At 66.4% G+C, this 21,462-nt stretch carries 18 protein-coding genes, 2 tRNA genes and 3 pseudogenes; 12 read left to right on the top strand and 11 right to left on the bottom strand.

From position 1 onward, the window contains the following. Window positions 1-26 precede the first annotated feature (26 nt). Window positions 27-103 (bottom strand) — tRNA-Pro (locus tag MU852_RS01155). 200 nt (window positions 104-303) lie between these two features. Here MU852_RS01155 and MU852_RS01150 point away from each other — a divergent pair. Continuing rightward, window positions 304-377, top strand: a tRNA-Gln gene (locus tag MU852_RS01150). A gap of 181 nt (window positions 378-558) precedes the next feature. Here MU852_RS01150 and MU852_RS18060 read toward each other — a convergent pair. From MU852_RS18060 to MU852_RS01140, 3 genes and pseudogenes are all read right to left on the bottom strand, one after another. Beyond that, window positions 559-1,317 (bottom strand): annotated as a pseudogene (locus tag MU852_RS18060) (tyrosine-type recombinase/integrase); the annotation flags it as partial. Window positions 1,318-1,540: 223 nt separating this feature from the next. Continuing rightward, window positions 1,541-1,792 (bottom strand): helix-turn-helix domain-containing protein, encoded by a 252-nt coding sequence (locus MU852_RS01145; RefSeq protein ID WP_003167202.1) that lies wholly within the window; start codon window positions 1,790-1,792, stop codon window positions 1,541-1,543. 302 nt (window positions 1,793-2,094) lie between these two features. Continuing rightward, a pseudogene (locus tag MU852_RS01140) lies at window positions 2,095-4,447 on the bottom strand (heavy metal translocating P-type ATPase). 85 nt (window positions 4,448-4,532) lie between these two features. Between MU852_RS01140 and MU852_RS01135 the strand changes: the two are divergent. Further along, on the top strand, window positions 4,533-4,805 hold the full coding sequence (locus MU852_RS01135; protein WP_054766929.1) for a metal-sensitive transcriptional regulator: 273 nt from the start codon (window positions 4,533-4,535) through the stop codon (window positions 4,803-4,805). Between the two features lie 181 nt (window positions 4,806-4,986). Here the strand turns inward: MU852_RS01135 and MU852_RS01130 are convergent, their stop codons facing one another. Then, a complete protein-coding gene (locus tag MU852_RS01130) occupies window positions 4,987-5,418 on the bottom strand; it encodes a RidA family protein (RefSeq protein ID WP_003167198.1) in 432 nt (143 codons plus the stop codon). 150 nt (window positions 5,419-5,568) lie between these two features. Here MU852_RS01130 and MU852_RS01125 point away from each other — a divergent pair, with 150 nt between their 5' ends. Next, the gene (locus MU852_RS01125; protein ID WP_249750669.1) at window positions 5,569-6,504 is read left to right on the top strand and encodes a LysR family transcriptional regulator; all 936 of its coding nucleotides are present in this window, start codon (window positions 5,569-5,571) and stop codon (window positions 6,502-6,504) included. 108 nt (window positions 6,505-6,612) lie between these two features. Here the strand turns inward: MU852_RS01125 and MU852_RS01120 are convergent, their stop codons facing one another. Continuing rightward, the gene (locus MU852_RS01120; protein ID WP_035283814.1) at window positions 6,613-7,353 is read right to left on the bottom strand and encodes an SDR family NAD(P)-dependent oxidoreductase; all 741 of its coding nucleotides are present in this window, start codon (window positions 7,351-7,353) and stop codon (window positions 6,613-6,615) included. Window positions 7,354-7,406: 53 nt separating this feature from the next. Between MU852_RS01120 and MU852_RS01115 the strand changes: the two genes are divergently transcribed. Then, complete coding sequence (locus MU852_RS01115; RefSeq protein WP_249750668.1) at window positions 7,407-8,108, top strand: TetR/AcrR family transcriptional regulator; 702 nt, start codon at window positions 7,407-7,409, stop codon at window positions 8,106-8,108. Between the two features lie 16 nt (window positions 8,109-8,124). Here the strand turns inward: MU852_RS01115 and MU852_RS01110 are convergent, their stop codons facing one another. The 3 genes from MU852_RS01110 to MU852_RS01100 form a co-directional block, all read right to left on the bottom strand. Further along, a complete protein-coding gene (locus tag MU852_RS01110) occupies window positions 8,125-8,586 on the bottom strand; it encodes a VOC family protein (protein WP_054765647.1) in 462 nt (153 codons plus the stop codon). A gap of 116 nt (window positions 8,587-8,702) precedes the next feature. Beyond that, a complete protein-coding gene (locus MU852_RS01105) occupies window positions 8,703-9,329 on the bottom strand; it encodes an FMN-dependent NADH-azoreductase (protein WP_054765648.1) in 627 nt (208 codons plus the stop codon). Window positions 9,330-9,450: 121 nt separating this feature from the next. Further along, entirely contained in the window at window positions 9,451-10,359 is a 909-nt protein-coding gene (locus MU852_RS01100; protein WP_249750667.1) for a LysR family transcriptional regulator, read from the bottom strand. A gap of 126 nt (window positions 10,360-10,485) precedes the next feature. On the opposite strand from MU852_RS01100, the pseudogene MU852_RS01095 reads away from it, so the two are divergent. Continuing rightward, window positions 10,486-11,996, top strand: a pseudogene (locus MU852_RS01095) (alginate export family protein). Window positions 11,997-12,187: 191 nt separating this feature from the next. Continuing rightward, a complete protein-coding gene (locus MU852_RS01085; RefSeq protein WP_003167189.1) occupies window positions 12,188-12,538 on the top strand; it encodes a hypothetical protein in 351 nt (116 codons plus the stop codon). 43 nt (window positions 12,539-12,581) lie between these two features. Here MU852_RS01085 and MU852_RS01080 read toward each other — a convergent pair whose 3' ends face one another. Continuing rightward, window positions 12,582-13,451 carry a hypothetical protein gene (locus MU852_RS01080; RefSeq protein WP_054765649.1) on the bottom strand — a complete coding sequence of 290 codons (870 nt, stop codon included), beginning with the start codon at window positions 13,449-13,451 and terminating at the stop codon, window positions 12,582-12,584. Window positions 13,452-14,002: 551 nt separating this feature from the next. Here MU852_RS01080 and MU852_RS01075 point away from each other — a divergent pair. Further along, a complete protein-coding gene (locus tag MU852_RS01075; RefSeq protein ID WP_054765650.1) occupies window positions 14,003-15,811 on the top strand; it encodes an amidohydrolase in 1,809 nt (602 codons plus the stop codon). A gap of 174 nt (window positions 15,812-15,985) precedes the next feature. On the opposite strand, the gene MU852_RS01070 is transcribed toward MU852_RS01075, so the two are convergent. Next, the gene (locus MU852_RS01070; RefSeq protein WP_035283885.1) at window positions 15,986-16,627 is read right to left on the bottom strand and encodes a TetR/AcrR family transcriptional regulator; all 642 of its coding nucleotides are present in this window, start codon (window positions 16,625-16,627) and stop codon (window positions 15,986-15,988) included. A 66-nt stretch (window positions 16,628-16,693) separates the two neighbouring features. Here MU852_RS01070 and MU852_RS01065 point away from each other — a divergent pair, with 66 nt between their 5' ends. The 5 genes from MU852_RS01065 to MU852_RS17160 are packed head-to-tail and all read left to right on the top strand — an operon-like array spanning window position 16,694 to window position 21,435. After that, a complete protein-coding gene (locus MU852_RS01065; RefSeq protein ID WP_054765651.1) occupies window positions 16,694-18,109 on the top strand; it encodes a TolC family protein in 1,416 nt (471 codons plus the stop codon). Continuing rightward, the gene (locus MU852_RS01060) at window positions 18,106-19,158 is read left to right on the top strand and encodes an HlyD family secretion protein (RefSeq protein ID WP_017505076.1); all 1,053 of its coding nucleotides are present in this window, start codon (window positions 18,106-18,108) and stop codon (window positions 19,156-19,158) included. Before MU852_RS01065 ends, MU852_RS01060 begins: the two co-directional genes overlap by 4 nt. Next, window positions 19,155-20,318 carry an ABC transporter permease gene (locus tag MU852_RS01055; protein WP_003166883.1) on the top strand — a complete coding sequence of 388 codons (1,164 nt, stop codon included), beginning with the start codon at window positions 19,155-19,157 and terminating at the stop codon, window positions 20,316-20,318. The genes MU852_RS01060 and MU852_RS01055 overlap by 4 nt, the downstream gene beginning before the upstream one ends. Continuing rightward, window positions 20,315-21,079 (top strand): ABC transporter permease, encoded by a 765-nt coding sequence (locus MU852_RS17165; RefSeq protein ID WP_283843722.1) that lies wholly within the window; start codon window positions 20,315-20,317, stop codon window positions 21,077-21,079. Before MU852_RS01055 ends, MU852_RS17165 begins: the two co-directional genes overlap by 4 nt. Further along, window positions 20,992-21,435 (top strand): ABC transporter permease, encoded by a 444-nt coding sequence (locus MU852_RS17160; RefSeq protein ID WP_283843879.1) that lies wholly within the window; start codon window positions 20,992-20,994, stop codon window positions 21,433-21,435. Before MU852_RS17165 ends, MU852_RS17160 begins: the two co-directional genes overlap by 88 nt. Window positions 21,436-21,462: the final 27 nt, after the last annotated feature.

Below are 21,462 nucleotides of genomic sequence, written 5' to 3'. Positions count from 1 at the left end.
CCAAGTCTCTGAGGAAGAAGAGAGAATGGTCGGAGTGAGAGGATTCGAACCTCCGACCCCTGCGTCCCGAACGCAGTGCTCTACCAGGCTGAGCCACACTCCGACCGTGGGGACGGGCCGTTCGGCGACGCCCCGAAGTGAGGACGCGGCTTATAGCGACGGCCGCCAGAGCCCGCAAGCACCCATTTCACCCATCTTTCGCGGCCGCGAAAATTGTCCTCTGAGAGGGTGTTGCATCCGAAAACGGCTTGGCGTATCTGACCGCCTCCGCCGGGCCACGGCCCTGCGGATACGCCGATCCGCTGGGGAATGGTGTAATGGTAACACTACGGTTTTTGGTACCGTCATTCTAGGTTCGAGTCCTAGTTCCCCAGCCACCGCCCTCACTGCATTTGAGCCCTTTTGACCTCTCCTGAGGGAGGTGGGTTTTACACTGGGTTTTACAGTTGGCCTTCTGTTCTGCCCTTCCTGAAGCCGGGCGATCATACCCAATCCGATAGCTTCCCCTGTGACGTAGCGCCGGGCGATCTCCTTCACACGCTGCAACTCCCACCCCAGGATCGTGGCCACGTCGTCGAGCGGCAGGCCGGCGAGGATGTAGTTCGTCGCCGCGGTGCCTCTCAGGTCATGGAAGCGCAGTCCATCCAGACCGGCGGTCGCTTCCGATCCTGAACGCGTCTGCGCCGCTTCCTCAGCATCATTGCGGGCGCGTTGTACGCCGCTGTCCAGACCGCGGCCTGGCGGTGTCCACGGTTCACCGTCGGAGGTGGACAGCACGGTCGGGCAACTGCCGCGCTCAAGGGAGCCCAGTACCTCCCGGACAGCGTCCGTGATCGGAAGGACCACGCTCTTTCGGCCCCGGCTTTTGCCGGTTTGCCAGATGATGGCGTTCTCCTTCACCGCCGCCCAAGGCAGGGCGATGAGGTCGTTCTTGCGCAGACCCGTGACCGCAGCCAGTCGGATCGCCGCCGCGATTGGCGGGTCAGCGTAGGCCAGGATGGTCTCCAGATGCTGCGGCTCCCAGATTATGTCGGCCCGGTTGACCTTGTAGATGCGCGGGAAGTTCGCGACGGGATTCGTAGCCAACTCACCCCGGTTCACGGCCCAGTTCAGAACCAGTGACAGCGCGCCCAGAAGCTCGTCGTCGGCGGTCTTGGGCGTGTTCGCTCGCTTGTCGCGCCAGGTGAGCAAGAAGGATCGCGCCTTAGGTGAGGTGAGGGCGGCCAGCGTTAGATCACCCAATTCCGTCCGTACGAGGTCAAGATGTTTGCGGCGATCCGTCTTGGTTCGAAGAGCCAGTGATTTGTCCTGGTTCATCAGGTCGAGGTAGCGCGTGATCAAGCCGTAGAGTGTCGGCTCGTCGGTCGCGCTTTTCTCGGTCTTGATCTGCGCGCGATAGGCCTCCATCGCCGCCGGCGCCTTTCGGGCGACCTCTCGCGCGAGGGAGCGCAGGCTGGAAGCTTGCGCCGCCAGGATTTGCGGACCGCCGCGCCACGCGTACCAGTATTCAAAAACCCGGTTCGCCTTGGCGCGCTTGATCCTATGGACCCCGGGCAGCATCCGGGTGATCGGCAATGAAGCGGGCGAGTTCGGCATCGGCCTTGTTCACGTTCAGTTCCGCAGAAGAATCCAGTCCGGCCAGCCGGTCAAGATGGGCGTCCAGAACCTTGCGGTCGTATCGATGTCGTGTTCCGAGCCGCACGTGCCCGAACGATAGTTTGCGGACGCTGGCCGCTGGCAGGCCCAGGTACTCTGCGGCCTCCTTTTCAGTGAAGAGCCGAGGCTCGGTCATGTGACGCCTCCTGAGCCGCTGCGCGAGGATCGCGAGAAGCTGAGTCGAGCGCGATGTGCAGACAAGCGCTACCCGTAGGTTTCCGGTAGCCACAGACTTTTACGAGCCTGACCGTTTGACGCGTGCAGCCAGACGCCTTCCTTGCGACCTGTGGTGACGGGACTGAGCTTCGGGTGATCGTCGCGTTTTAGGCCTCGTCGAACCCGCCGCGCAGAATGCTACAGGCGCCAGACGTCACTCCGCGTTGACTGGTCGTCCGATGGCGGGCCGATCGGCAAGCAGGACTTTCGGCGCTCTGCCTTCTACAGCCGGACGCCCTTAAGCCGTAGGGCGTTGGAGATGACGCTGACAGACGACAGCGACATGGCCAGGGCGGCGATCATCGGACTGAGCAGCAGGCCGAAGGCCGGATAGAGGACGCCCGCCGCCAGAGGCACGCCGAGCGCATTGTAGCCGAAGGCGAAGCCGAGGTTCTGGCGGATGTTGCACACCGTGGCGCGCGACAGGCGTCGCGCCCGGACGATGCCGTTCAGGTCGCCGCTGAGCAGGGTGACGCCCGCGCTCTCGATCGCCGCGTCCGAGCCCGCGCCCATCGCCACCCCGACGTCTGCGGCGGCCAGGGCGGGCGCGTCATTGACCCCGTCGCCGGCCATGGCGACGCGACGGCCTTCAGCCTTCAGGGCTTCGACCACGGCGGCCTTGTCGGCGGGGCTGACGTCGGCGCGGACCTCATCAATGTTCAGGCGGGCAGCGATGGCACGGGCCGTGGTTTCGTTGTCACCGGTCAGCATCAGGATGCGAACGCCCTCGGCGTGCAGGGCCGCGACCGCCTCGGCCGTGGTCGCCGCCTTGACCGGGTCGGCCACAGCCAGCAGGCCCGCGGGCGCGCCGTCCACGGCCACGATGACCACGGTCGCTCCATCGGCGCGCAGGGCGTCGGCCGGGGCGGACAGGCCGGAGGCGTCGACGTCTTCGTCCTTCAGGAAGCCGACTGAACCGATCAGCACGCGGCGGCCCTCGACCAGGCCCAAGGCCCCGCGCCCGACGGGGCTGTCGAAGTCCTCGGCGGCGGCGGGCGTGATCCCGCGCGCGGAAGCGCCCTCGGTGATGGCGCGGGCGATGGGGTGCTCGCTGGCCCGCTCGACCGCGGCGGCGAGGCGCAGCAATTCGGCCTCGTCGAAACCGGGCGCGGGCTGGACGGCGGTCAGGGCGGGGCGGCCCTCGGTCAGGGTGCCGGTCTTGTCGACCACCACTGTGTCGACAGAGGCGAAGGTTTCCAATGCTTCCGCGTCGCGGATCAGTATGCCCGCCTGGGCGCCGCGCCCCACCCCGACCATGATCGAGATGGGCGTGGCCAGACCCAGGGCGCAGGGGCAGGCGATGATCAGCACGCTGACCGCCGCGACCAGCGCATAGGCCAGACGCGGCTCCGGCCCGATCACAGACCAGACGATGAAGGCCGCGACCGCCGCCAGCACCACGGCGGGCACGAACCAGGCGGAGACGCGGTCGGCCAGCCGCTGGATCGGCGCGCGGCTGCGCTGGGCCTTAGCCACCAGGGCGGCGATCTGGTTCAGCAGGGTGTCGGCTCCGACCTTCTCGGCCTCCATCACGAAGCCGCCGGTGGCGTTCAACGAGCCCGCGATCAGATCGTCGCCGACCTGCTTCGTCACCGGCAGGGATTCACCGGTGACGAGCGACTCGTCCAGCGATGCCCGGCCTTCGATCAGGCGGCCATCGACCGGGACTTTCTCGCCCGGCCGCACGCGCAGGCGGTCGCCCACGGCAATGTGTTCGACGGCGATCTCCTCGTCCGTTCCGTCCAACCGGATGCGCAGGGCCTGTTTTGGCGCCAGGTCCAGCAGGGCTCGGATGGCGCCGGAGGTACGTTCGCGGGCGCGCAACTCCAGCAGTTGGCCCAAGAGCACCAGGGTGACGATGACGGCGGCGGCCTCGAAATAGAGGGGCGGCTGGCCGTGCATGTCCTTGAAGGCGTCGGGGATCAGGTCGGGCGCGACGACCGAGGCCGTGCTGAAACCCCAGGCGACCAGGGTCCCGAGCGCGATCAGGGTGAACATGTTCAGGTTCCAAGTCCTGACCGAGGTCCAGCCGCGCGCGATGAACGGCCAGCCCGCCCACAACACCACCGGCGTCGCCAGGGCGAACTGGACCCATCCGCTCCAGCCGTGGGGTAGGGGAATGTGCAGACCGAGCAGGTGCGAGCCCATCTCCATCACGAACAGGGGGACCATCAGGACGGCGCCGACGACGAACCGGTGGGTGAAGTCGGCGATCTCGGGATTGGGGCCGGCGCCGGCCGTGGCGTCTTCCGGCTCCAGCGCCATGCCGCTTTGGACAGGCTCCCGGGCCGATCTGGCGCACCTCGGGGTGCATGGGGCAGGTGTAGATGACGCCGGGCTTGACGGGTTCGGGCGCGGCGGGCGTCAGGTATTTCGCCGGATCAGCGACGAACTTCGCTCGGCAACCGGCCGAGCAGAAGTGGAACTCGTGCCCGTCGTGCGTCGTATGGTGGGTCGTCTTCGCCGGATCGACCGTCATGCCGCAGACGGGATCCTTCGCTGTGGCGTTGGTCGAGGATTGGGCGTCGGGGCCCTGGGAATGACGGTGATCGTGCGGGCTATGGTCATGCGACATGGGCGATCCTCGACCTTAACTATGGACCGCAATTATACCCCCATAGGGTATTTTGCAAATGGGTGATCCACGCTATGATCCGACCATGCATCACCACGACAAGCCCGCGCTGACCAAGCGTTTGAACCGCATCGAGGGCCAGGTGCGCGGCGTCTCGCGTATGGTGGAGGACGGCCGCTATTGCATCGACATCCTGACCCAGGTCCGGGCCATTAAGGCCGCCTTGGGCCGGTTCGAAAACGAGATGCTGAAGGGGCACCTCAGCCACTGCGTCGAGGACGCCATCGTCTCGGGTGACCCAGCGGAGCAGCGTCGCAAGATCGAGGAGATCATCGCCCTGTTGGATCGGGTAGGTTGATTGGCGCAATGCGCGCCGTTAGCGCACACTTTGTTCCGGCTCGGCTGTCTTCTGACGCATCCGATACGAGCGCACTTTTCGAATGCCGAAAGCGCGCGACCCGGATGTTTTCCGACGGTCACTGAGGTCCTGAAGACGGAGATATCGGCCCCTTAGAGCCGATATCCGATCCGCAGGGCTATCAACAGGGATGTGAAATGCCGGGGTCAGCCTTGGGGAAATCCCCTGGCACGCGGGCAATCACCTTTATCTCGAAATCGAACCCTGCCAGCCAAGTGGCTCCGATGGCGGTCCAGTTGGGGTAAGGCGGTCCGCCGAGAAGCTCTGCTCGGACAGCCATCACCGTCTCCAGTTGGGCGTCTGGGTTCGTGTGGAAGGTGGTCACATCGACGATGTCGTCGAACCCGCAGCCGGCGGCGGTCAAGACTCCTTCGAGATTTGCGAACGCCCTTCTGACCTGATCCTCAAACGAAGGCTCGGGCGAGCCGTCTTCGCGACTGCCGACCTGTCCGGACACAAAGACGAGGTCACCGGACCGAATGGCGGCGGAATAGCGATGAAGATCGTAAAGGGCGTGACGATTGGGTGGGAAGATCGCTTCGCGGTCAGACATTGGAGTTACGTCTCGGTTGTTGAGGTTTTGCGCCGAGCTTGTCGGGGCTGATCGAAGGTAGGAGACGTCGATTTGATCGGTTAGACGTTCAATTCCGCACGAGTTGATGAAATAATCCCACGAATGGCCCGCCCGTCGCTAAACGATCTGATGACCTTTGCGACGGTGGCCCGCCTTCGCAGCTTTCGGCGGGCGGCGGATGAGCTGGGCGTGGCTCCCTCGACGCTCAGCCACGCCTTGCGGACGCTCGAGACACGTCTCGGTGTGCGCTTGCTGAATCGGACAACGCGGAGCGTCTCACCCACTGAGGCGGGAATCCGTCTGCTCGAAGGCCTGGGCCCAGCATTCGACCTGCTTGACGACGCGTTGGAGAGCGTCGCTCCATTCCGCGGGCAGGTGCAGGGCGTGGTCCGTCTGAATGCACCGCGTCTGGCCGTGGCGATGTTTGTCCGCGACATCCTGTCGAAGATGGCCGAACGGTTTCCCGAGGTGACCGTGGATATCGTCGCGAAGGATCGTCTCGTCGATATTGTAGAACAGGGTTTCGATGTCGGCGTACGGCCGCATGACATGATCCCCAAGGACATGATCGCGGCGCCCATGCCTGCCGGGCTTCGATACGTGTGCGTCGCGGCTCCGGCTTATCTCGAGCGCGCCGGCACGCCGGACACGCCGGAAGCTCTGAATCGCCATCGCTGCATCGGCCACCGATTGCCGAGCGGCAAACCCTATCGCTGGGAGTTCGAGCGCAACGGAACTCCGCTAGCGCTCGCTATCAGCGGCCGTCTGGTCCTTGATGACGAGGCGCTGATGGTGGACGCCGCCGTCGCTGGTTTGGGCATCGCCTACGTTCCAGAGTTTGCGGCGTCCGGTGCGCTGACGCGGGGACGTTTACGCCAGGTCCTTTCGGACTGGATGCCGGGCGAAGAGAGGCTGGCGCTCTACTTCCCTGGGCATCGGTCTATCCCCCTGCGTTGCGCGCTCTGCTGGATGTCGTCAGGGATGTCGGAGCCAGCCGAAAGCCTGGCGCGGCCTGGGCTTCAGCCCGCGATTGATGCGACGGACCATGGGGATCGTGCTCGGTGATGATCGGCGGATCCCTCAGCTTTAATGCGGTGCGTCCGGGCCAATGATCTCATGGGGCGCTGGCCGCCATGACGCCTCCGGCTGCAAGAACCGGAGGCGTCTTAGGGATCACGCTGTGGCGCCGCCGTCTGCGGTCAGGACGGAGCCGGTGATGACGCCGGCGGCCGCACTGGCCAGGAAGGCCACGGCGTTGGCGATCTCGGCCGGCTCGGCGAAACGTCCCAGCGCCGTCAAACCACGCTGGAACTCAGCGCTCTCGCCGTCCGCCGGGTTGGCCTCGGTATCCGTCGAGCCGGGGGCGACCAGATTGACCGTGACGCCCTGTGGCCCCAGTTCGCGGGCAAGACCACGCGTCAAAGACAGAAGCGCCGACTTCGACATGGCGTAGGCGGTCACGCCCGGGAACGGGACGCGATCCCCCAGGCTGGAGCCGATAAAGATGATGCGTCCGCCCGAGGTCAGATGCGGGATGGCGGCCTTGGAGAACAGCACCGGGGCCCGGACGTTGATGTCCATCATCGCCTGGTAGGCGTCCACATCGAGATCGGCGATCAGGCCATTGAAGCCCACTGCGGCGCTGTTGACGAGGATGTCCATCCCGCCAAGTGCTGTGACGGCCTCCGCGACGGACCGTTCAATCGCCTTGGGGTCGGCGCTGTCGGCCTTGATGGCGAAAGCCCTGCGCCCCTTGACTGCGATCGCGCCTCTAACGCCCTCTGCGCGATCGGGGGAGTTGGCGTAGGTGAAGGCGACATCGGCACCGTTCTCGGCCAGGGCCAGAGCGATCGCCGCCCCGATGCCGCGAGAGCCGCCGGTGACGAGGGCGCGTTTCCCACTCAGATCAATCATCGTCTCATCCATTTATGCAGTGACTGGTGCATAATTAGGTAGGGACGTTGAAAATGGGCGTCAACGGAATTATACATCATTCAATGCAGAATTTAGATTCACCCCTTTCCGAGGCGCTTCCGGCGCGGCGCGGCCGCGGCCGACCGCGGGCGTTTGATCGTGACGCCGCGCTCGACACGGCGACCACCCTGTTCTGGTCCAAGGGTTATGAAGCGACCTCCATCGCGGACCTCACCCAAGCCATGGGCATAGGCGCCAAGAGCCTCTACGCGGCCTTTGGATCGAAGGACGACGACCTCTTCACCCAGGCGCTGCATCACTACGTGCGGAAATATGAGGGTCTGGCCTGGGATCGCGCCCGCCAGGCGACGACAGCACGCGAGGCGACCGCCGCCTTTCTTCACGATTCAGCCGCCGCCTTCTCAGGCGCGGTCTTCGACATCCCGCGCGGCTGTATGGCCACGATCGCCTCCATGGGGTGCGAGGGCCTGCCCGCGCTTCAGGCCTTCGCCAAAGACGTGGAGACGACGTTCAGCCGATTGAAGGCCCGCATCGATCGAGGCGTGGCGGAAGGAGATTTGCCGCAGGATCTCGACACCGCGCGACTGGCGCGCTTTGTGGAGACCGTCCAGGCGGGCATGTCGATCCGGGCCCGCAACGGCGCCGACCGTTCCGAACTCGACAGCGTCGTCGATGTCGCGATGGCGGGGTGGGACGGCATTGTCAGCGCGGCCTCCGCTGCCGGTCGATCATAGGCGACATGGTCTGTGATCAACTCAGGACCTCTGCGAGTTCGATGAGATTGCCGAAGGGGTCGCAGAAGAACGCGAGCTTGCGGTTGATCGCGGGGACGACGAAGGGATCTGTCACGATCGTCACCGCGCGTGCGCGCAGTCGCTCGATGGTCGCGTCCACGCTGGCGACGGCGAAACAGAGGTGATGATAGCCGCGATACTGCAGGCTATCGCTCAAATCTGCGTAGGGGCGAGTCTCGACCGGTACTGGCGCGCCGCCTCCCAGAATCTCGACGTAGAAATGGTCGTCAGCGGGCGGGGCGATATAGGCGAGCAGGCTGTCGCCGTGAGGCCAGGTCGCAACGATGCGGAAATCCAGAACGCCGACGTAGAAGTCGAGAGCTTGCTGCAGATCGGGCGTGCGGATGGCGACGTGGTGGGCGCGCATGTCGGCGAAAACGGAGCCGTGATTCACAGCGGGCGGCGCGAAGTCAGGCATGGAAGACCTCCTTTTCAACGCGCAGCGACGGCGGGACGTGGGTGGGGCATCGGTGGCTCGCTCGCTCCCAAGGGCAGGGCTCGGGCTGGCCAGCCGGGGGCTCGCCGAGGCGGGGTCTAGACGTCGTCGGACAAGGGCTGAGCGGCGACGACCGCGATTGTGGATTTCGCCTGGTTGATCGCCGCTTCTCGGGCGTCCGGTCCAAGGCTGATCCGCTCAGCCTGGACGAACGCGACATCGCTGATCCCGATGAAGCCGAGCAGGAGGCGAAGATAGGGTTCCTGAAAATCCAGGCTCGCCAAGGGGCCTTCGGTATAGAGGCCGCCGCGGGACTGGATCACGATCGCCCTCTTGCCCGTGACGAGGCCCTGGACGCCCGCCTCGCCGTAAGCGAACGTGATCCTCGGCCGTATGACGTGGTCGAACCACGCTCTCAAACCGGTGGGTATGCTGAAGTTGTACATCGGCGCGCCGATCACGATGACATCGGCGGCGAAGACCTCGCCGATCAACTTGTCGGAGAGCCGACGCGCCGTCAGCTCCGGCGCGGTATTGGCCACGGCGCGCACGCCCGCGACGGTCTCGGGCGTCAGATGAGGGATCGGGTCCTGGCCGAGGTCGCGTCGCGTGACCGCCCCGCCGCTGTGAAACTCCACCAACTGTCGAACGGCGTAGTCGACCAGGAGGCTCGAGACCGAGGCGTCGCCCGCAACGCTGCTGGTGAGCGCGAGAATATTGGGCACGTCGGGCTCCGGGCTGCTGCGAGAAGCTCGACTATCCCTGTTCCGATCGGGGATGAGTAGTCGCGCGGCGAGCGCCTCGGTGTCGCCATTCCGGCAACGCGGGGCGTCGGCTATCTGGGGCTCAAACAGCCCGACTGGAGTTGGCTCCGGCCGTGCGACCCTTCAGAGCTAAACGCACATCTCGATGAGCAACTCGGTCAAGACGCGAATCTTGCGGGACGGATGCTGGCCGGGCGGCCTGAGGACGTAAGCCCCGCCCGGCGGCACCGGAAACTGCGGCATCACCTCCACAAGTCTGCCGGCCTCCACGTGGGGCGGTGAAATCGTCCGGCAACCAGGCCAGCCCGAGCCCAGCCAGGGCCGCCGAGACGAGCGCGGTTCCGTTGTCAGCCTTGAACCGGCCGCGGGGACGGATCGAGACGGTTCGGTCGCCATCGATGAACTGCCAGGTCTCGGACCCCTGCATCAGAGCCTCGTGGTCCATGATGTCGTCCGGCGCCTGTGGCGCGCCATGGAGGCGGATGTAATCGGGGCTGGCGACGAGCTTGCCGTACACGGACCCGAACCTGCGGGCGATCAGGGTGGAATCCTGCAGATAGCCGACCCGAATGGCGCAATCGAAACCTTCGGCCACTAGGTCGACGAAACGATCCGAGTAGCAGGTCTGCAAGGTGAGCTTGGGGTGCCGTCGCGCCATTTCAGCGAGGGCAGGCGCATAGTGGGTCGGGCCGAAGGTGAGGGGCGCGGCGACACGCAGACGGCCCTGAAGCTCCCCCTGTGGCGCGATCGTCTCCCGCGCCGTGTCGACCTCAGCGCAAATCCGGGCCGCATGGTCCCGAAAGGCCGCGCCCGCCTCGGTGAGGACGGCGCCGCGCGTGGTTCTCGACAGGAGTTGCACGCCCAGATCCGCTTCCAGCCTGAAAAGGCGGCGGCTGACGACGGACTTGGCGACGCCCAGCCGCCGCGCAGCGGGCGAAACGCCGAGGGTGTCCGCCACCTCCACGAAGGTGCGCAGTTCGTCGATGTGCATGATTGTTCCTCCTTGGGCGACACTGCGTAGCCCCATGGGGCCATACCGCATCGAAATCGGAACTGCCAATGTCGCAAGGGTCGGCGCTGTCGGCGTCTGCTCCACCTCCAACAAGAGAGATTCGGCATGGCGTCCCGCCACCCCTTCGACCCGACCAATCCCTCTTCCTTCCTCGCCATGGCCGGGCGGCGCAGCGGGTCGCTCCGTCGCGGGGCCGAGAAGCCCTTCGCGCGTCGGCTCTGCTGGAGAGGATGTCTGACGGGGATCGCGGCCATCGCCGTTTCGGCGCCGGCTGCCTGGGCTCAGGCGCCGGCGAGCGTGGGCGGCCCCGGCATCACCATCGAGCGATACAGTGAGGATTGGTCGGTTCTTGCGGACCCGCGGAGGCGCACGGGGCGCTGGACCGAACCGTTCAAATACCTTCCGCTCAACGACGCCGGAGACCTGTATCTGACCACCGGCCTTGAGGCGCGGACCCGATATGAATCCTACCAGCACGGGCAATGGGGGCAGCAGCCACGCAACGACTATCTCTGGAACCGTGTGATGCCCTACGCGGACCTGCATATGGGTCAGCTGCGCGTGTTCGCCCAGCCGATCATCTCAGACATTTCCGGAGCCGATCGCGTCGAGACGCCTGTGGATACGACGGGCGTCGATTTCCTGCAGGGCTTCGTCGGCCTGGAGATGGAGATTGCGTCGGGGACCACATTGGATCTAGCCGCTGGGCGGCGGCTGCGATCCTTGGGCGGCGGGCGTCTGGTGGATACGCGCTACGGCGTGAATGTGCCGTTGGCGTTCGATGGCGCCGATGTCTCCCTGACCCGGGGAACGCGTCGGATCACCGCCCTGGGTCTGCGGCCCGTCGAAAACCGTGTTGGCGACTTCGATGACCGGTCCTCGGACCAGAAGGCGTTGTGGGGGCTCTATGGAACCCAGTGGCTTGCCCAAGACCGCCGGACCGGCGTTGATCTCTATTGGTTGGGATTCCGGGATCGTAACGCGGTCTATGACCAGGGCTCGGGTCGCCAGACCGTTCACTCCTTCGGCATGCGCTGGTTCGGGGTCGAAGGCGGATGGCGATGGAACGTCGAGGGCGTCATCCAGCGCGGCGAGTTCAACGATGCCGCACAGCGGCCTGGGGCGTGGGCGGCGAAATCCGTCGCCGATTTGCGACAGCTCCGCTCAGTCCCGAAGTCGTTATGATGATCGACTACATCTCCGGCGACGACGACCCCGACGACCCCGAGCTGAACACCTTCAACGCCCTGTTCCCCCGTGGGCGGTACTTCGTCGCCCAGTCGCCGATCGGTCCTCGCAACCTCATTCACCTCCAGCCTTCGGTCACCCTTCGTCCCCGTGACGACCTGGACGTCACCTTGATGGGGGCGGCCTACTGGCGCGAGAGCACTCGCGACGGAGTCTATTCCATTCCAGGAGCGCTGGTCCGCAGCGGCCGCGGCAGCAACGCTCGCTATATCGGCACCCAGATCGAGCTGTCAGCGACATGGCGCGCGACACAGGAGTTGGCGCTGGCGGTTTCGGCCGGCGCCCTCGGGGCCGGTCCCTTCATCCGCGAGACCGGATCATCGCAGACCATCTTTCTCGCCAGCGCCATGGCGACCTTCAAATACTAATAAGCGCCGCCCTGGTCGGAAGCGGCTCGGATTCCGGGCGCATCGGCATCCGTCGCGTCCAGCCGCCGCGCTCGTCGCGTCTTCCTCACCAACAAGGCGCAGGGCGACCCTGGCGGGATCGGGGATCATCTCGAGGAACGGTCCCGGCCGTCGGGAATTTGCGTTGCAGACGAACAGACGGAAGCCGCACCATGAAGATGCAGGGATTCATATTCGCCGACGCCGCAATGGAGCGCTCGCCCGGCCAGAAAGACGAGATTGAAACCGGCGATGTCGTTAATGACGCCGACGGCGCGCCGATCAGCATCGGCTACGGGCGTTGGGGGGCGGGATCGAGACTGACCGAAACCATGCGGGTTGATGACGTCATGATCGTGCTGGAGGGCGGACTTGAAGTAACGTCAGAGGGGAAAACCGTTTCGGCCGCGCCCGGCGCAATCGTGCACATGCCCAAGGGGGTGGAGGTGACCATCACCGCCGGGGCCGACGGCGCCAGGACGGCCTATGTGACCTATCCCAACTGGCGCACGGCCCGCAGTTGAACGGGACCGTATCAGGGCCTCTTCCCCGCTCATCGGTCCGTCTTCAGGGTGGTGGAAGGCCGGCTGGTGAACCGTCAGGCCCAAGCCTGCCCCAAACCGCCCCGATCAGGGCGCCGAGGGCCAGGAACTCCAGCAGGAATTGGCTCCAGCTGAACAGGCCGATCCAGGGGTTGTCGCCGGTGAAGACGCCATAGAGGACGGTCCCGCCCACGACGCCTTTGATGAGGGCCGTCAGGAGCGCCAGCGAGGCCAGTCGCGCCCATAGCCGGGCCGGCAGACGATCCCAGATCAGCGCGGTCAGGATGACGGCGCCGACGACGGCCTCGATGAAGCTGACGTAGGCGGCGACGGTGACATGGAAGGGATAGGGGAAGACGAACAGGGGGGCGCGCGACAGATGATCGAAGGTGTCGAGCCAGGGGTTCAGAAACGGATGGATCAGGCGTTGGGCGCCGGTCGCCACGGCCGCCGCCGCGAGCGCCGCGGCCATCGCCGAGATCGGTCCACGCGCCCAACGCACCGCCACCGCGCAGAGCAGTGCGAGGATCAGGGACCGGAGCAGGGGCTTGATGAGGCCGATCGCGCCATAGGCCCAGCCGCCGGTGACCACGCCGTTCATGACCGCGACCCTGAAGGTCTCCTGCAGCAGCACCAGTATGGCGAAGGCGAGCAGCGTCCGGCCCGCCAAAGATCCACCAAGTCCCCGCGGTCCCGCGGTTGCAAGCGCCATGATCAGGCCGCCCGCGACCAAGGCGGTGTGCAGCCATGTCGCCCACAATGGCGGGGTCGGAATGGGGAAGGGGACGCCTGCGGCGAGCAGGCCGACATGGATGCTCAGCGCGATGAAGCCGGCGACGAGACAGGCCGCCGCAAGCACGCCCGTTCGGCGGAAGTCGGAAACTGAGAAAAGCATATGGCCTCGCCGTGCGTTGTTTCCGCCCGCGCACCGAGTTGAGCCTCGCCTTCGCCCGACGCTAGCGCCTTTTCGTGCGCCACCGCGTCTCCATTCGGGGAAGGTTGGAAAGGCAAGAGAGTGAGGCAAGCCGTCTGAGGGCGCCGTCGCAAACGCCGTCCGTAGCCGGAGGCCGGACCGATTGGCCCCTCCATCCGGGCAGACGCCGCCCGAGCCGACGCGAACAGCCGCCAGGGGCAAATCCGGTCGCTACAGCCTCTGTCCTGCCAAGCTGACGGTTGGATCCCGGGGGCGAAGCGCTGGAACGGCGTGCGCCGGCAGGCCAGCTTGCCCGGTACGTCCACAGAGGGGAAGGCGAGGCGGCTCTAGATCGTTTCGCCGCCACCGTACGCGTTCCTCGCACGGCGACACAGTGTGCCGGTGTCGCGGTCTATCCCGGAGGGAGGAGGCTGCGAGAACCTGTGCATTGGGGCTGCTCAAGGCCTCGCACCGAACTTCGGCGCTCCGGCTCGCGCCGGACCGGCGCCCCTTGCGAGTGAAACGAGGACAGAATGATCAGGACACTTCTCATCGCCGTCGTTGCGGCGGTCTCGTTCACCACTGCGCACGCGCAGACCGCGCCGGTCGCCGGCGCGGGCGCGGACCTGATCGTGGTCAATGCGAAGATCTTCACCGGCAATCGGTCTCAGCCGGAAGCGTCGGCGCTCGCCGTCCGAGGCGGGCGGATCTATTCGGTCGGCTCCGACGCCGAAATCCGCGGCCTGTCGACTGCGCAAACGACGGTGATCGATGCGCGCAGCCGCAGGCTCATTCCCGGCATCGTCGACGCTCACACCCACGTCCTCAATGACCTGGCCTACAACTACAATGTCCGTTGGGACGGCGTGCCGACGTTGCGGCAGGCCCTCGACATGCTCAGCGAGCAGGCGCGACGCACGCCGGAGGGCCAGTGGGTCAAGGTCATCGGCGGATGGTCGCCCTATCAGTTCGAAGAGAACCGCTTCCCGACGATCGATGAGCTGCGCGCGGCGGTTCCGGATCGTCCCGCGATTGTTCAGTACGCCTACAACCGGGCCCTTTTGAACGACCAGGCCATGGCGGCGCTCAACGTCGGCTCCGAACAGTTCGCGCAACTCCCGGATATCGAGATCGAGCGTGACAGCCGGGGAAATCCCACCGGCGTCATCCATGGCTACACATGGCTGTTTCTCGCGCTGGAAACGATGGTGCCCCAACCCAGTGTCGAGGAGCAGGTCAGCTCGATCACCTACAGCGTTCGCGGCCTGAACCGTCTGGGGGTGACCTCGATCATCGACAACGGCGGCCGGTGGCCGTACCCGGAAGCGCAAGCCCGGGTCGATGTGCTGGCCCGCGACAATCGCCTGAATGTGCGCATGCCGTTCGTGGACCTCCAACTCGGCGACGGCGGTCCGGTCAATATGGTCGATCTGGAGATCGAGGCCATCACGAGGACCGCTCCGATCAGTCCGGGACAGAACCTGCATCCCACGCTCCAGCACGGTCATGAGTATCGCGGGGCGGGCGAGGTGCTGAACGGAGCGGTGCACGATCACGAGAATTTCGATCGGCCGGCGGTGATCATCGATCCTGACACGATGCAGCGCTTCGTCGAGGAGGACGTCTCTCGGCTGATCGCGCGACGCATCCCCTTCCGGATGCACATCTCCTACAACGAGAACATTACGCCCTTCCTCGACGCCTTGGAGCGGGTGAATGAGACTGTGCCGATCGACGGCTTGCGCTGGAGCCTGGAGCACGCCGAAACCATCAGCCCGGAAAACATCGAGCGCGTCAGGCGACTGGGCGGCGGTATCGCCCTGGACGCCAAGATGGCGCTGCATGCCGATGGCTTCATCAAGACGCACGGGCGGGAAGCGGCCTTGCAGACCCCGCGTCTGCGTATGCTGGTCGACAGCGGCATCCCCCTGGCGATGACGACGGACGCCTTCCGGGCCGCCACCTTCAACCCTTGGGTCGGCATCAGTTGGATGGTGACCGGCAAGTCCGTGTCCGGCTCACAGGCGCTCGCCGATGACAACCGGCTCACGCGGGCCGAGGCGTTGAGGCTGTTCACCCGGGGCGGCGCCTGGTTCATGAATGCCGAGGCCGAGCTGGGCGCCATCGCGCCCGGGAATCTGGCGGACTTCGCCATCCTGGACAGGGACTACTTCTCCGTCTCGGAGGATGAAATCGAGGCCATTTCATCGGTCCTGACGGTCATGGACGGCAGGGTCGTTTTCGGCGTGGAAGACTACGGTGATCTGACGCCGGCCTTGCCGGCAGCGCTCCCGGCGTGGTCGCCATCCAACCATTTCGGCAGCTACTACGGGGACAAGTGACGGCGAGCCGGGCCCCCTCTTAAGAGGGGCCTTGCTTTCATCTGATCATCCGACCGGACGTTTATCCTCTTGATAGGCCGTCCGCCCATGGCTGGCGGCGTTTTGTCCTCGCGTTGCGCCGCCTGCATCGCGGTCGTTGCCGAAGGCGGAGGCGAGCGGGCGGCGCCACGCTCATCACGCGTCGATGACGGACCTTGAGACCAGAAACTCGGCGAAGAGGGCGAGCAATTCCCCGTCCTTGATTGCGGATGGTTCCAGCAGGCGCTGGAACATGGCGCCTTCGTGGACCGCCAGAATGAGACGAGCGACGCGAGAAGACGCGTGGGGGCGGCCGGGCTCGATTCCGCTCCAGACGCGGCAGACGGCCTCTTCGATAACCGAGAGGATGCGAGCCTGCCGTGCGGCGTAGTGGCTCGCCACTGCGGGGTTGCGCAGGGCGTGCAGGCCGAACTCCGCCTGCAGCAGATACCAACTGCGGTCGAAGGCGTAGCCGGCGATGAACGCCCTGACGAAGTTCTCCACCGCCGGTCCCGGTCCGGACAGGGCCGATGCGATCGAGGTTTCGAGATGCCGTTCAAGCCGTTCGATCGTCCGATCGTAGATGGCGAAAAACAGCTCCTCCTTGGACCGGAAATTGGAGTTGTACGCCCCCCGGCTCAATCTGACCCGTTCGCAGATGTCCTCCTGTGTCGCCCCCTGGAAACCGCGTTCGGCGAAGGCTTCCAGGGCGCCGTTGAGGATACGCTCGCGCGTCTGGGCACGCGTGGGACGGCTCCGGACAGGCCTTGGGCTCAAGAGAGCAGTCTTCTGGATCATTCGATACAGGTATGTATTGAGATGGATCGATGTCAACGCTACGGTCGGCCAAGGAGAACCTCGCTCATGACCTTGCGACCTTCCATCCTGCTGATCCTGCTGATCTCGTCGACCTGTGCGGCCGCCTACGCTCCCGCATCCAAGGCCCAGATCTCTGACGCCGAAACCTCCGGCCTCCAGACCGTTGGTCCTTTGCCCCTGACCTATCCCGACGCGCAGGCCAGGCTCCTGCAACGCTCGGACGCCATTGAGGCGTCGGACGCCGATGTCCGCAGCCGGGAAGCCCAGGAAAACGCTGTAAGGACGCTGCGGCTGCCCACGGTGGAGTTCGAGGGCCAGATGATGCGGTATCAAAAGACCCTCTATCTGCCGCTGGGGCCCTTGGCGGATGTCGCTCAGGACTACGCCATCAGCGATCCGTTGCAGTTCCAGATGGAACGCGACAGCACGCGGCCGATCATCACCGCCACCGTCCCGCTTTATTCCGGCGGCCGGATTCCGGCCGCCCAGGCGGCCGCTGAGGCTCAACTCGGCCAGTCCCGGGCTGAGCGCCAGATCGTCGTCGATAACGCCCTGTTGCAGATGACCGAACTCTATTTCGGGCAACAGTTGCTCACCCGGGTTCGGGACGTCCGCCGCGACGTCCTGGCGGGCCTCGAACGCCACCTGGCCGATGCGACGATTCTGGAGCGCGGCGGGTTCATCAGTCGCGCCCAGCGCCTGCAGGTGGAGGTGGCGCGTGACGACGCGGCGCGCGAGCTGGAGACGGCCGAAGCCAATCTGGCCAGCGCGGACACGGCGCTCTCTGGGACCTTGAGGGCGCCGTCGGGGATCGATCCGGCTACGTCTCTCTTCGTGCTTCTCCGGCCGCTCGAGCCGCTGGAGACCTATCTGCAAGCCGCCTATCGCGCCCACCCGCAGCTGGAGCGGCTCCAGGCCCTGGAAGACCAGGCGGAAGCCGGGGTCACCGCCCAGCGCGCCGAGCTTCTGCCGACGGTCTATGGCTTCGCCCAGTACAACTTTGATCGTCAGGACACCTTGTTGACCGATCCGGACTGGTCCGTGGGGGTCGGTCTCCGTTACACCCTCTTCTCCGGCGTCGATCGCTCGCAGAATGTCCGCGCCGCGCGCGAGAAGGTCGCCCAGGCCCAGGCGGGGCTGCGCGAGGCGCAAAGCCAGATCGAGATCGGCGTGACCCGATCCTGGAACGACGCGGAAGCGGCCCGGCGGCGGTTCCAGAGAACCGACAGCGCCATCGTCGCCGCCGAGGAGAACCTGCGCGTCCAGATGGTCGGCTACCAGGTGCAGCAAACCACCTCGCTCGACGTCATCGACGCCCAACTCGGCGTCGGACGCGCGCGGATCCAGCGCGCCCAGGCCGCCCATGACTTCGTGGTCGCGCTCGCCCGCCTTCTTCATGTCAGCGGCCGGATCGAGGACATGCCCGACTATATCGACCAGGGCGAAAGGATCGCGCCATGACCGACACCCAGGACACGCCGACGCCGAACACGGAGCCGGGCGGGGAACGGGGCGACGCCGGACCGTCTCGACGGCGCCGAAAACTGCTGCCCCTCGGCATCGGGGCGCTGATCGTGGCGGGGCTCGGCGTCGGCCTCTGGCTCAGCTACCGACCCGTTCCCGATCAGCTTCAGGGGATGGTGGATGCGCGGGAGCTTCGGATCACCAGCAAGGTGACGGGGCGGATCGCCGACTTCCATGTGGAGGAGGGGCAGCCGGTCCGGGCCGGCCAACTGCTCTACACCCTCGACAGTCCCGAGGTCGCGGCACGTTCAGAACAGGCGGGCGGCGCCCTCGTCGCCGCCGAGGCCACGGCCGACAAGGCCGACGAAGGTGCGCGTCCGGAGGATATCCGGGCCGCGGAAGCGCAATGGCGGCGCGCGCAGGCGGCGGCGGATCTGGCCCAGACGACGTATGCCCGCACCCAGGAGATGTACGATCAGGGCGTGATCGCGGGGCAGAAGCGCGACGAGAGCCGGGCCAATGCGGTGGCCTCGACGGAGGCCGCCCGCGCCGCTCGCGCCCAGTATGACCTGGCGCTGGCCGGGGCGCGCCGACAGGATCGCCAGGCGGCCGGGGGACAGGTGCGGCAGGCGCGCGGCGCCGTGGCGGAGGTCGAGGCGGCGGAGCGCGAAACCCGGGTGCTGGCGCCGTCGTCCGGCGAGGTGGGCCGGCGGCTCGCCCAGCCCGGCGAACTGGTCCCCCAAGGGTTCCCGGTCTTCATGCTCACGGACATAGAGCATCCCTGGGTGACGCTCACCCTGCGCGAGGATCAGTTCAGCGGGATTCGACGCGGACAGACTCTGACGGGTCGTATTCCCGCTCTGGAGAACCGCACGGCCCGGTTCCGGGTGACCTTCATCGCTCCCGCCGGAGATTTCGCTACCTGGCGTGCGACCCGGCAGTCGAGCGGCTTCGACGTCAAGAGTTTCGAGGTGCGCGTCGCACCGGTCTCGCGCGTCGACGGGCTGCGGCCGGGCATGACCGTCCTGTTCGACTGGCCGCAATGATCGCGGCGTTTCTCGCCGGCGCCCGACGCGAGATCGCCTTTCTGCGCGGGAGCTTCTGGGATCTGTTCCTCGTCGTCTGGCTACCGCTGGCGCTTCTCGCCCTCGTCGCCGTGCAGATGTCGGCGGGGGTTATGCGCGATCTGCCGGTCGCCGTCGTCGACGCCGACGGCGGAAGCGTCGCTCGCGATCTGGTTCGTCGTCTGGACGCCTCGCCCGGCCTGCACGTGGCGGCCCGCCCCAAGGATATGGCCGAGGCCGAGAGCGTGGTGCGGTCCAACCGCGCCTATGCGATCGTCATGCTGCCGCAAGGGCTCGAACGCGCGGTGCTGCGCGGCGAGGCGGGCAGGGTGCTGGTCTTCTACAACGCCAGCTACTCCACGCCCTCGGGGTCAGTGCTGCGCGAGGTCGGCGCCGTGATCCAGAGCCAGGCCCGGACCCTGGCCGCGCAACAGAGCGCGGCGATCCTCGGCCCGGGCCGGGTGCGGCCGGCGCCGATCCAGGTCCAGAGCCGCATCCTCTACAATCCCCAGGCCAGCTACGAGCTGCAACTGGTCGCCCTGATCCACCCGGCCTTGCTGCATCTGCTGTTCATGGTGGCGGTCGTCAGCGCCCTGGGACGCGAACTGCGAGACGGGACGATCGGCGGCTGGCTGGCCGGGCCGCCGCGCGAGGCCGCTGCGGCGGTCGTGGGCAAGATCGCGCCCTATGTGGCGATCTTTCTCGTCTGGGGCGCCCTGGCGACCATCTATCTCGCGGCGTTTCGCGGCTGGCCGGTTGAAGGCAGCGTCGGCCTGCTCCTGGCGGGCTATGTCGGCCTCTATCTCGCTTATGCGGGTATGGCCACGCTGATCGTCGGCCTGACGCTGTCCATGGGGCAGGCGCTGTCCATGACCGCCCTCTATGCGGGCGCCTCCTTCGCCTTCGCCGGGGCCGTCTTTCCAATCGAATCCGCTTCGGCCTTCGCGCGCGTCTGGAGCGCGCTTCTGCCCTACACCACCTTCGCCCGTCTCGTCGCCGAACAATGGATGATGGGCGCGCCCGCGGCGATGTCGGTCAACCTGCTGCTGATCCTGATGACCTTCGCGGTCGTGGGGTTCGGGCTGGGCCTGCCGCAATATCTGGCCGCCTCCCGCAAACCCGATGTCTGGGGGCGACGTTGATCGGCCGGGCCTTCATCGCGACGTTTCGCGCGGTCCTCGCCGACCGGTCGGCCTTCATGCTGATCGTGGTGTCGACGATCCTCTATTCCTTCTTCTACCCTTCCGCCTATTCCGGCGAGGTCGCCGTCCGGATCCCGGTCGCCGTGGTGGATCTGGACAACACCGGGGCCAGCCGTTCGCTGGTGCACAAGCTCTCGGGTCTGCAGCAGGCGGATCTCGTCGCCCGCCTGCCGTCGCCCGAGGCGGCGGACGACTGGTTGCGGACGAGAGGGGCGGGGGCGATCGTCGTCGTGCCTGCGGGGTTCGAACGTCGCATCCTGACCGGCGGGCAAGGGACGGTGGCCCTCTATGGCAACGGCGCCTATCTGCTGCGCAGCAGCACGGCGCTGGCCGGCATAGGCGCGGCGATCACGGCCGAGGCGGGCGAGGCCGCCGTCGATCAGGCGATGGCGCAGGGCGCGCCGGCGCCGCCGGCCCTGTCGGTGATCGCGCGCCCGCTGTTCAACACCCGCGAAGGATACGGCAGCACCGTCTTTCCGGGCGTCGGCTTCCTCATCATTCATCAGACGCTGCTGATGGGACTGGCGATGCTGGCGGCCACCCTGCGTGGCGAGGGGGGCGGCTTCGGTTTGCGTCCCGTCGTCTCCTCGGCGTCGCGCTCGCCTTCTTCGTCATCGGCTGGATCGATGTCGCCTACTACGCCGGCTTCGTCTTCTGGTTCCAGGACTATCCACGGGCCGCCGCCGCGCCCGGAACGCTGATCGTGGCCGGCAGCCTCTTCGTGGCGGCGACGGTTGCAGCGGCGCTTGCCCTGGCGAGCGTCTTCCGCACCCGCGAGCGGCCCCTGCAACTGCTCATGGGCACCTCCCTGGTCATCTTCTTTCTCGCTGGACTGTCCTGGCCCGCGGAGGCGACGCCGACCTGGCTCGCCTTCCTCGCCCGACTGCTGCCCACGACGCCCGGAATCCATCTCATGGTCGGGGTGAACCAGATGGGGGCCAGCCTCGTCGAACAGGGGCGCGAGGTTCTCAACCTCCTGGGCCTCATCCTCCTTTACGGCGGCGTGGCGTGGTGGCGCTTCACCCGGCCGTCCGGAGCGCCCTCGACCGGAGCGTGAACTGCGGCTGGGAATGATCGCCCGCCG

Origin of the sequence: Brevundimonas albigilva (assembly GCF_023503965.1) — a bacterium.
Taxonomy (GTDB): Bacteria; Pseudomonadota; Alphaproteobacteria; order Caulobacterales; family Caulobacteraceae; genus Brevundimonas; species Brevundimonas albigilva.
This window is presented reverse-complemented; position numbering and strand designations above follow the sequence as displayed.

What these genes read in the sequence shown, in the direction of transcription:
- MU852_RS01065 (WP_054765651.1), top strand. Translation starts at nt 16,694, where the DNA reads ATGACCTTGCGACCTTCCATCCTGCTGATCCTGCTGATCTCGTCGACC.
- MU852_RS01115 (WP_249750668.1), top strand. Translation starts at nt 7,407, where the DNA reads ATGGGCGTCAACGGAATTATACATCATTCAATGCAGAATTTAGATTCA.
- MU852_RS01070 (WP_035283885.1), bottom strand. Translation starts at nt 16,627, where the DNA reads ATGATCCAGAAGACTGCTCTCTTGAGCCCAAGGCCTGTCCGGAGCCGT.
- MU852_RS01125 (WP_249750669.1), top strand. Translation starts at nt 5,569, where the DNA reads ATGACCTTTGCGACGGTGGCCCGCCTTCGCAGCTTTCGGCGGGCGGCG.
- MU852_RS01055 (WP_003166883.1), top strand. Translation starts at nt 19,155, where the DNA reads ATGATCGCGGCGTTTCTCGCCGGCGCCCGACGCGAGATCGCCTTTCTG.
- MU852_RS01080 (WP_054765649.1), bottom strand. Translation starts at nt 13,451, where the DNA reads ATGCTTTTCTCAGTTTCCGACTTCCGCCGAACGGGCGTGCTTGCGGCG.
- MU852_RS01130 (WP_003167198.1), bottom strand. Translation starts at nt 5,418, where the DNA reads ATGTCTGACCGCGAAGCGATCTTCCCACCCAATCGTCACGCCCTTTAC.
- MU852_RS01085 (WP_003167189.1), top strand. Translation starts at nt 12,188, where the DNA reads ATGAAGATGCAGGGATTCATATTCGCCGACGCCGCAATGGAGCGCTCG.
- MU852_RS01135 (WP_054766929.1), top strand. Translation starts at nt 4,533, where the DNA reads ATGCATCACCACGACAAGCCCGCGCTGACCAAGCGTTTGAACCGCATC.
- MU852_RS01100 (WP_249750667.1), bottom strand. Translation starts at nt 10,359, where the DNA reads ATGCACATCGACGAACTGCGCACCTTCGTGGAGGTGGCGGACACCCTC.
- MU852_RS01075 (WP_054765650.1), top strand. Translation starts at nt 14,003, where the DNA reads ATGATCAGGACACTTCTCATCGCCGTCGTTGCGGCGGTCTCGTTCACC.
- MU852_RS01145 (WP_003167202.1), bottom strand. Translation starts at nt 1,792, where the DNA reads ATGACCGAGCCTCGGCTCTTCACTGAAAAGGAGGCCGCAGAGTACCTG.
- MU852_RS01060 (WP_017505076.1), top strand. Translation starts at nt 18,106, where the DNA reads ATGACCGACACCCAGGACACGCCGACGCCGAACACGGAGCCGGGCGGG.
- MU852_RS01110 (WP_054765647.1), bottom strand. Translation starts at nt 8,586, where the DNA reads ATGCCTGACTTCGCGCCGCCCGCTGTGAATCACGGCTCCGTTTTCGCC.
- MU852_RS01120 (WP_035283814.1), bottom strand. Translation starts at nt 7,353, where the DNA reads ATGATTGATCTGAGTGGGAAACGCGCCCTCGTCACCGGCGGCTCTCGC.